The 9178-nt window shown below is 64.1% G+C and carries 7 protein-coding genes and 1 tRNA gene; 6 read left to right on the forward strand and 2 right to left on the reverse strand.

Annotated elements, in window-relative coordinates; all coding sequences use genetic code 11:
* Positions 1-40: 40 nt before the first annotated feature.
* Both IVB01_RS04245 and IVB01_RS04250 read left to right on the forward strand, forming a co-directional pair.
* Positions 41-1435, forward strand: a complete 1395-nt coding sequence (locus IVB01_RS04245; protein WP_247275666.1) for a hypothetical protein — start codon at positions 41-43, stop codon at positions 1433-1435.
* Positions 1436-1622: 187 nt separating this feature from the next.
* Positions 1623-1826 (forward strand): MgtC/SapB family protein, encoded by a 204-nt coding sequence (locus IVB01_RS04250; RefSeq protein ID WP_247494251.1) that lies wholly within the window; start codon positions 1623-1625, stop codon positions 1824-1826.
* Positions 1827-1854: 28 nt separating this feature from the next.
* On the opposite strand, the gene IVB01_RS04255 is transcribed toward IVB01_RS04250, so the two are convergent.
* Positions 1855-2001, reverse strand: coding sequence for a hypothetical protein (locus IVB01_RS04255; protein WP_247275668.1), 147 nt, complete (start codon positions 1999-2001; stop codon positions 1855-1857).
* Between the two features lie 140 nt (positions 2002-2141).
* Between IVB01_RS04255 and IVB01_RS04260 the strand changes: the two genes are divergently transcribed.
* The gene (locus tag IVB01_RS04260; protein WP_247275669.1) at positions 2142-2522 is read left to right on the forward strand and encodes a hypothetical protein; all 381 of its coding nucleotides are present in this window, start codon (positions 2142-2144) and stop codon (positions 2520-2522) included.
* Here IVB01_RS04260 and IVB01_RS04265 read toward each other — a convergent pair.
* On the reverse strand, positions 2482-4041 hold the full coding sequence (locus tag IVB01_RS04265) for a beta-(1-6) glucans synthase (protein WP_247275670.1): 1560 nt from the start codon (positions 4039-4041) through the stop codon (positions 2482-2484). The two genes, IVB01_RS04260 and IVB01_RS04265, sit on opposite strands and share 41 nt — an antisense overlap.
* 327 nt (positions 4042-4368) lie before the next feature.
* Between IVB01_RS04265 and IVB01_RS04270 the strand changes: the two genes are divergently transcribed.
* The 3 genes from IVB01_RS04270 (at position 4369) to IVB01_RS04280 (ending at position 8205) form a co-directional block, all read left to right on the forward strand.
* Positions 4369-4959: a beta-1-3, beta-1-6-glucan biosynthesis protein gene (locus IVB01_RS04270; protein WP_247275671.1), complete on the forward strand. Its 591-nt coding sequence runs from the start codon at positions 4369-4371 to the stop codon at positions 4957-4959.
* A 216-nt stretch (positions 4960-5175) separates the two neighbouring features.
* Positions 5176-7839, forward strand: a complete 2664-nt coding sequence (locus IVB01_RS04275) for a glycosyltransferase (RefSeq protein WP_247494252.1) — start codon at positions 5176-5178, stop codon at positions 7837-7839.
* 290 nt (positions 7840-8129) lie between these two features.
* Positions 8130-8205, forward strand: a tRNA-Lys gene (locus IVB01_RS04280).
* Positions 8206-9178 lie beyond the last annotated feature (973 nt).

Consider the following 9178-nt stretch of genomic DNA (forward strand, 5'->3'; position numbering starts at 1 on the left):
TGATTCGGGGAAGCCAGACGGGGCTGGGCACTTAACGTTCATGGCAAAGGATTCCGACCCACTGGCGGATGCCTTCGACACCAAGGAGACCGGCGGGCTGTTCTCCGGACTTTTGGCCGAGGAAAGCGCGTTCGACCGCCGCATGATGTGGCGGCTGGGCTCGTGGGGCGTCGCGGCCGTCGGGGCCGTCGTCATCGCGGTGGTGGCCAACCAGGCCCATATTGGCTGGCGCCGTGACCAAATTGCCTCCGTTGACCTCGCGCGCCAGGCCGACCGGCTCCAAATGCTGACCAAGGACAGCCAGAACGAGGCACGCCGCCTCGCCGCCGCCATCGAGACGCTGAACAGCGACCGCGACCGGCTCTATTCACGCGTCACGGTGCTCGAGCAGGGTCTGGATTCCGTCACCGGTGCCATCGCCAAGCAGAACGCCACGCCGCCGCAAGGCGCCAAGCCGCAGGATGTCGCGCCAGCGACCGCAGCTCCCAGCGTCGCGCCGGTCGTCTCGACGCCAGCTCCGGCGAGCGAGAAGCCGCGCACCGAAGCCGCCAAGGATACCCAGAAGGATACCCAGAAGGATACGCCGAAGGAGACTGCGAAGGAGCCGTCGAGCCCGCCGCCGCAGACGGCGGCCGCCGCTTCGCTCGTGCAGCAGTCACCGGCCATGACTTCGGCGCTGCCGACCATTCCGCTGGTGCCGTCCAAGTCGATCATGGCGCCGCCGGATACAGCCGCGTCGAAACTGATTCAACCTGAGGCAGCCGAGAAGGCCGCCGAGAAGAAGCCCGAGCCGGCTCCTACTCCAACCGAGGTCGTCGCGACAGCAACGAAGCCCCCGGAAGCAGCCGAGACCGAAGCGCCCGCGATCGCAGTCCAGCAGACGCGCTTTGCCATCGACCTCGGCGGCGCCAACTCGATCGATGGCCTGCGCGCACTCTGGCGCGGCGTGACCAAATCCCATCCGGAAGTTGGAGCGTTGCGGCCGATCATCATGATCAAGGAGGGCGCCGCGGGCCTCGGCATGCAGCTCCGTTTGGGTGCCGGGCCCCTGATCAACGCCGCCGCCGCCGCAAAACTGTGCGCCGGCCTGACCGAGAACGACCGCCACTGCGAGACCACCGTGTTCGACGGCCAGCGCTTATCGATGCGCGGCGGTCAAGAGAGGGCTCAAGAAAAGGGGCCGGAGAAGACTCAAGACAGGGTTCAAGACAAGAACGCCGAGAAGAGCCAAGAGGCGGTGCCGCAGGCCGAGAGCGCCTCGGCGCCCGCGCCAATTGCAAAGCCGGACAAGCGCCGGCGCAACTATTCCTCGAAACGCTCGAAGCGCGAGGAGCCGCCGCCTGCACCCCCACCTGCGGCGCAGCCCGCGCCGCCGAAGCCGGAGGCGGCGTCAACGTCTGCAGGATCGACGCTGTCCTCGTTCTTCAGGCGATAGGCGCCAAAACATTCGCGGGCGCTTTGTCGGGGGCGGCGCGCGGACTCGCCGCAAGATCAGCGATGAAATCCGGCGTTGCGCGCGCATGCGACCATCGGACGCTTGGACCTGAGACGCTCTTTCGCAGCAAGTTCGCGCTCGTCCAACGCCGCCTCAAGAGTCGCCCATCGAAACCTCGCGTGCTTTGATGAACGAACTGGATCACGTGCTGAGGCTTCTCGTCGCGGCGGGAACAGGTCTGCTGATCGGCATTGACCGCGATATGAACGACAAGCCGATGGGAATGCGGACCCTGGCGCTGGGCCCTCGGCTCCGCGTTAAGGGGCTGCTCGCATTGGCCGAGAAATACGAGCGCCGTCCCTCAGAACAGAGCCGAAAGGCGCAAAATTGACCTTGATGGATCTCCGCGCAGGCAATCACTATTCGATGCGCGCCTTTTCCTTCAGATCGCGAATACGCATCTCCGCTTCATCCTTGGACTGTACGACCTCGGACCAATCGTCGACCCGCGCTTCCTTGCTCAGCCTCTTGAGCTCTTTCAGCTGCTCCTGGGTTGGCTTGTCCATGCTCACTCCTCGAAGACATCATGCGTTAGGCGTCACAACATCAGAACCAGCCCGCCCCTCTTGTGTTCCTGGGGGATGCGGTCAGCAGAAACTTCGCCTGCCCTGTTGCCTGCCGGTGCCATCCCGACCATATTGCCGCCATGACAAAAAAGCCCTTCCGCCTCACGCCCTACCAGGTGCAGTTCCTGATCGTCGTCGGCTTCGCCTCCGTCGGCTATGCGCTTTATCTGCGCTACCTCGCGATCGAACTGTCGCAAGTCGCGCTCGCCTGCGATGCCGGCCTTCAGACGCTGCTCTGCAAGGCGCGCTCGGTCTCGACCGTGCTGTTCAAGAATTCGGTGTTCGGGATCGTCGCGCTGGTGGTTGCGACGCTGAACCTGATGCGGCCGTCGATCGTGCTGCTCACCGTCGGCGTCATCGCCGCCGGCCTCGGCATCGTGCTCTACAATGTCGTGCTGTCGGGCCTTGCGATTGGCCTGTTCATTCTTGGATTTGCTCGGCCCGCGCCCGCCACAGCGTGAGCGCGAACAAGAGGTAGATCGCGCAGGTCCACAGCGACTGCCAATTGTCGCGGCCCTCGTTGAACAGCACATAGACGGCCGACAGCGCCAGCAGGCCCGCGAACACCGCCTCCGCGATCGGACGCTGGCCGATCTGCGGCCGGTTCAGCATCAGCAGCGCAAATGGCACCACGGCCATCGTCAGCGCGGCGTAGGGAAAATCCTTGTAGCGCGGGTCGAACACGAAGCCGAGCGCGGTCTGCGCCGCGATCACCGCGGCCACGGCCAGCGTCAGGCCGAGCACGGCGGTGAGCTTGGACCATTTCCGGCCCTCGCGCGGGCCGAGCAGATCGAGGAAGGTGGGAAGGCTGCGGCCGATCACCATCGCCTGCGCGCAGAAGATCGGCGACAGGATGCCGGCGAGGAGCAGCGCGCCCCAGAGCAGCCAGCCGCCGATGCCGTAGCTCTCGTAATACATCTTATCGGCGCCGATGCCGAGCAGGATGCCCGCCGTCGTCGCCGAGATGCCGACGCCGAGCCAGGCCGAGAAGCGCGGCGTCCACGGCCGCCGGCGCAGCGTGAGACCGGCAACCGCGAACACCAGCACGCTGAGGCCCATGCCCGCGCCCATGTACCATTTCCAGTACGGGAAATTGCTGATCGGCTCGCCCGGCGGATACTTCAGGCCGCGGCGCACCGAATCATACAGGCCCCAATAGCCACCGACGGTGCCTTCCAGCTTGCGCTTCCACGGCTGGTCGTAGGACTCGATCAGGTTGACACGGAACTTCTGTGCCTTCGCAAGGCTCAGGATCTCGGAAACCACCCGCGCCTGGTTGGTGCGCGACGGCAGCGCGCCGTCGCGCATACGTCCCTCGCTCGGCCAGCCGGTTTCGCCGATCAGGATCTCCTTGCCCGGAAACGCCACCGCCATGCGTTCGCGGATCGACTCGACATGGGCGCTGGCGAATTTCGCCTTCACCGGGAAATCCTCCCAATAGGGCAGGATGTGGATCGTGACGAAGTCGACGGCGTCATAGACCTCGCGATTCTTCAGCCAGTACTCCCAGACGTCCGCATAGGTGACGGGCACGCTAACCTGCGCCTTGACCGAGCGGATGATGGAGACGAGGTCCGCCGTCGTCATCTCGCCGCGAAGCAGCACCTCGTTGCCAACGATGACCGTGGTGATGATGGAAGGAAATTCCTTGGTGAGGCGAACCGCGAGCGCGGCCTGCTCGAAATTCTTGGTGCGGTTGCTGGAGAGCCAGATGCCCTGGAGCACTTTCAGGCCGCCGACCTTGGCGGCGATCGCCGGCACCTGGTCGAGCCCGTTCTCCATCGAATAGGTGCGGACGCAGTCAGTGATCTCCTTGAGCTGGCGCAGGTCCTGCTCGATCTGGTCCGCCTCGATATGGGTCCACGTCTCCAGCGGCGACTGCTCGCCGCGGAACGGCGCGTAGGAGACGCATTGGACCTTCTCGGCGGGATCGATCGGCGCGCGCGCGAGCGTGATTGGCGTCGCCAACCACCACCACACGGCAGCAATCGCACCCAGTGAAACGAGCAGAAGCGCCAGTGGCGTACGAAGAGAAATCGGTTCCGTCCTCCGCGAAGGGTCCGTCGATTACCTGCTTGCACGCCGTCTGCCAAGGGGGTGCGCCCGGGTGTGGATCCGCTGCTCCCAGGAATCTGGCTGCGGCCGTTCGACCGGGGCCTAGGATTGTGACTTTGCTGGACAAAATTCCAAATACAGGTCATGGACTCGGAAAGACTTTTCCGCCGCATTGGAGACCCATTTGGACGCCATCACCGACGCGTCTGCGGGATCCTGACGCGGACGACCAGCAGATACATTGGGGAATTCATGCGGCAACGGGTGTTCGAGTTACGAAATGCGGTCCTGCGGCAGTTCGCCGCCACCTTGGCCGTCTCCTCCCTTCTCGTTCTCGCCGGCCTCGGTGGCGCCTCCGCCCAGAGCGGCACGCCCGCCCCCGACCAGAAGGCCGCGGCCCAGCCCGCGGACGCGGCCAAGGACGCTGCCCAGAACCAGCGCCGCACCGACGAATTCGCGGAAGCGGCCCAGGTCATCAACGGCCCCGCCGGCAATCCCGAATGCGTCTGGCTTGGCCGGCGCGTGGTGCGGCTGATGTGGCGGGATGATCTCGATACTGCATTCCGCCATCTCGACCTCTACGACCGTTTCGGCTGCCCCGGCGGCCACATCCAGGCTGCGTTCCGCTGCCTGACCCGCTTCGGCGGGCAAATCGATCCCAAGGTCGCCGAGACCCTGGATAGCCGCGTGCACGCTTGCTGGATCAACCCGGCGTCCCAGCCGCAGCAGGCGGCGGCGAGCGCCTCGCAAACCCCAGCGCCGACGCCGGGCAATGCGCAGGCCGCCCAGCCAGCCGCAAGCCCCTCGCCTGCGGCAAGCCCGACGCCCGCGCCCCAGAAATAGCCAAGCGTCGTTTCAGCTGTCGTTCAGGAACGATCGGCCAAGACACGGTTGGCACTGCCGCGCGTCGTTCGAAAAAGGCCATGCCCTCATAAGGACATGAGGCCATGACAGTTGTGAAACCGCGCAGCAGAGGTATGCTCCCTTTGCCGCGGACTCGGTCGGATCTCGGGGTCGGATCCGCTTCCCTGCCACCTCAGCCCCTTTTGGTTAGCCGCGATGCGCGTTGTCGCCGCCGTTCTGTTGCTTGTGTCTGCGCTCCATGCGGGACTGTGGGGAGTCCTCCGCGACAAGGAACCCGCGCCCGATTTCAAGGGCTTGGTGCCGAGTCTGTCCTATACGCCGTTCGAACCGGGACACGTCGTCGACATCAACGTCGACCCCGACAAGATTCGCGCGGACATGAAGAAGCTCTCGACCCTCACGCGAGCGATCCGGTCCTACACCGCGACGGAGGGCAGCGAGCTGGTGCCGCCGATCGCCGCCGAGTTCGGCCTCAAGGTCACCGTAGGCGCCTGGATCGACAAGGACGAGGATCGCAACGAGCGGGAGATCAAGGCCGCCATCGAGCTCGCCCGCAAGAACAGCAACGTGATCGGCATCGTGGTCGGCAACGAGGTGATCTTCCGCGGCGAGCAGAAGGTCGAGGACCTCATCGAGAAGATCAAGAAGGTCAAGAGCGCGGTCCGCGTTCCCGTCACCACCGGCGAGATCTGGAACATCTGGCGCGATTTTCCGGACCTCGCCTCCAGCGTCGACTTCATCGCCGCTCACGTGCTGCCCTATTGGGAAAACTTCCGCTCTGACCAGGCTGTGGATCAGGCGGTCGATCGTTACGAACTTCTGCGCAAGTTGTTTCCCGGCAAGCGCATCGTGATTGCCGAGTTCGGCTGGCCGAGCGCGGGCTACAACTTGCGCAATGCCGACCCCGGTCCATTCAAGCAGGCCCTGACCTTACGCAATTTCGTCAGCCGCGCCGAAGCGATGGGCATGGACTACAACATCGTCGAAGCCATCGATCGGCCCTGGAAGTTCTACGAAGGCGGCGTCGGTCCCTATTGGGGCATCCTCAACGCCAGCGGCGAGCCGAAATTCGCCTGGACCGGTCCGGTCGAGAACCCCGATTATTGGAAGCTGATGGGCATCGCGCTGCTGGTCGGCACCCTCTTGTCGCTGCCGATCCTGCGCATCGAGAAAGCGACCGCCAAGCAGGCCTTCCTGCTGTCGGCGGCAGCCAACGGCGTCGGCGCCTGGGCCGCCACGGTGTTCGCGTTCTGGAACAGCCATTACTTCGTCTTCGGCTCGGCCTTCGCGCTGACGCTGGGCATGATCCTGCTCGTTCCGCTCGTCCTCATCGCGATGGCGCGTATTGACGAGATCGCGGCCGTCGCGTTCGGCCGGCGGCCGCAGCGGCTGCTCACCAAGAGCAAGCCGGTCGAGAACGTGCCCGAGAATTACTACCCGAAAGTCTCGATCCACATCCCCGCTTATTTCGAGCCGGTCGAGATGCTCAAGCAGACGCTGGATGCGCTGTCGCGGCTGAACTATCCGAACTACGAATGCGTCGTCATCATCAACAACACGCCGGATCCCGCCTTCTGGCAGCCGATCCAGGATCATTGCCGCGCGCTCGGTGAACGCTTCAAGTTCATCAATGCCGAGAAGGTGCAGGGCTTCAAGGCCGGCGCGCTGCGCATCGCGATGGACCGCACCGCGGCGGATGCCGAGATCATCGGCATCCTCGATGCCGACTATGTCGTCGATCCCGACTGGCTGAAGGACCTCGTGCCGGCTTTCGCCGATCCGCGCGTCGGCCTCGTGCAGGCGCCGCAGGAGCATCGTGACGGCAACCTGTCGATCATGCAGTACATCATGAACGGCGAATATGCCGGCTTCTTCGACATCGGCATGGTCCAGCGCAACGAAGCCAACGCCATCATCGTGCACGGCACGATGTGCCTGATCCGCCGCGCCGCGATGGACATGGCGGGGGGCTGGTCGTCAGATACGATCTGCGAGGATTCCGATCTCGGCCTGGCGATCCAGGAGCTCGGCTGGACCACCCACTACACCAACCATCGCTACGGCCAGGGCCTGCTTCCCGACACCTACGAAGCCTTCAAGAAGCAGCGTCACCGCTGGGCCTATGGCGGCCTCCAGATCGTCAAGAAGCACTGGCGCTTCTTCCTGCCCGGCAGGAGCCGGCTTACGCCCGACCAGAAGCGCGAATATGGCCTCGGCTGGCTGAACTGGCTTGGCGCAGAAAGCCTCGGCGTGGTCGTGGCGCTGCTCAATCTTGTCTGGGTGCCGATCGTCGCCTTTGCCGACATCGCCATCCCCGACAAGATCCTGACGCTGCCGATCATCGGCGCCTTCATTGTCTCGCTGGCGCACTTCCTGTCGATGTACCGCGCCCGCGTCGCGATCAAGCCTGGCCAGATGCTGGGCGCCATGATCGCGGCGATGAGCGTGCAATGGACGGTGTCGCGTGCGGTCGCGCAGGGCCTCATCACCGAGCACATCGCGTTCGCCCGCACCTCGAAAGGCGGCCTGTCGCGGATGTCGATCGAGTTCCAGGCGTTCTGGGAGGCCGTGATCGGCACTCTGCTGGTGATCGGCGCCGGCGTCCTGATCGCCTCGAACAGTTTTAGGCAGATCACCGAGATCTACATCTTCGCCGGCGTCCTCGTGCTCCAGAGCCTGCCGTTCCTCGCCGCGGTCGCGATTGCCATCCTCGAACTCAGCCGCATCAACTCGTTCCAATTCTGGCGCGACAGCGCGATCCGCACCGCCGAGCTGATCGGCCTGCGCCCAGTGGCGCTGCCCCACCCGGGCGGCACGCCGCAACCGGTGCCGAGCGAGGTCCGGCGGGAGGCGAACTGACGGATGGCAGGCCATCCTCGCTTTCGGCGTGGATGATGGCCCGCCAATCAGGTTGAAATTCCTGACCTAACCAACGGAAGCAGCGCACGAATTGCCGCTCCTGCCGCGATCTTCGGCAGCCATCCGCACTATTGACCTCCGCAGCCACTCCCCCTACACAGCGCGGGCCGACAGCATGATCCGGAAACAGCCGGTTTTCCCCGCAACGCAAGTAGAGCGCGGCGGCAAGACATGCTTCTCGAAATGACCGAACACGATGGCGATCTCTTTCAAGCCATCAGCGGCCATGGGAGCGCGTAGCTCAGCCGGTAGAGCACGTGACTTTTAATCACGGGGTCCTGGGTTCGAGCCCCAGCGCGCTCACCAAGCAAAAACAATCACTTACGACCATATTCGGCCTCTCAGGTTGAGAGACTTTTTGCTGTCTGCACACAATGTGCACACTCGGCAGGTGCAACAATGACAGCGGAAATTTTCGTTGTTGTCGGGCTCGCCATTTTTTGGGGCTCGATCGTTGCTCGCCTCGCGCTGAGGATAGCGCCCGACAGCAAGAAGCCGATGCCGTTGTCCACACCCACCACAGAAAGTGGTTAGCTCACCTTTCGAAACGCTACCGTTCGACGATTTGACTCTCGCGAGCAGTGCGTTTGGATGCGCAATGCCTCACCCAAAACGCCACACGCCTACTCACTCAGACGGCAGGCCACTGAAGATCACCTTCGGTGCAATGCGCGCGATGGGTGTTCGCGGCGTGTTGGCCTATTGCCATTGCGGGCGTCACGTTGCTTTGGATGCGGATCGTTGGGCTGATGAGGTGCGACTGTCTGATATCGAAGCGCGGTTCGTCTGTCAGGGGGTGCGGAAGCCGCGGCGCCGACGTCCAGCCCGACTTTGAGGGAGGCAATCCCCGGCTCGCGATCCGGGGGCGTCGCGTCGATTCCTGAGGAACAAGGCCGCCATATGGAGCTTGAGAGTCTTGCCGGCTCCCTGCCGAGCTGGCGGAGCGGCCCCGGCCTACCCCAAAAGCCCCCTGAAGCCGGGGCCGATTCTCCAGTAGTAAGCCTATGCGTCGCCCTTGATCGTGCGCCGCGTGTCAGGCGAAACAGGCGGCCAACTGAGGCGGCCTTACTTATTTTCGCCGACTACACGAAGGCGCGGACTCGCTAGCTTTCCGGGAGAAACGCAAACTGGCGAGATCTCGCGGTCCTGGCGCTGAGCGCGCTTGCAATTAGGGCAGACAAAGAGGTGAGCGAGTATCGACGGCGGATTGTCTCGCACCAACTCGGATCGAAACCACCTCATGCCGATCTGGCAATTAGGGCAGATCGGAGCCTCAAAC

It is taken from the genome of Bradyrhizobium sp. 164 (genome assembly GCF_023073715.1).
In the GTDB taxonomy this organism is placed as follows: domain Bacteria; phylum Pseudomonadota; class Alphaproteobacteria; order Rhizobiales; family Xanthobacteraceae; genus Bradyrhizobium.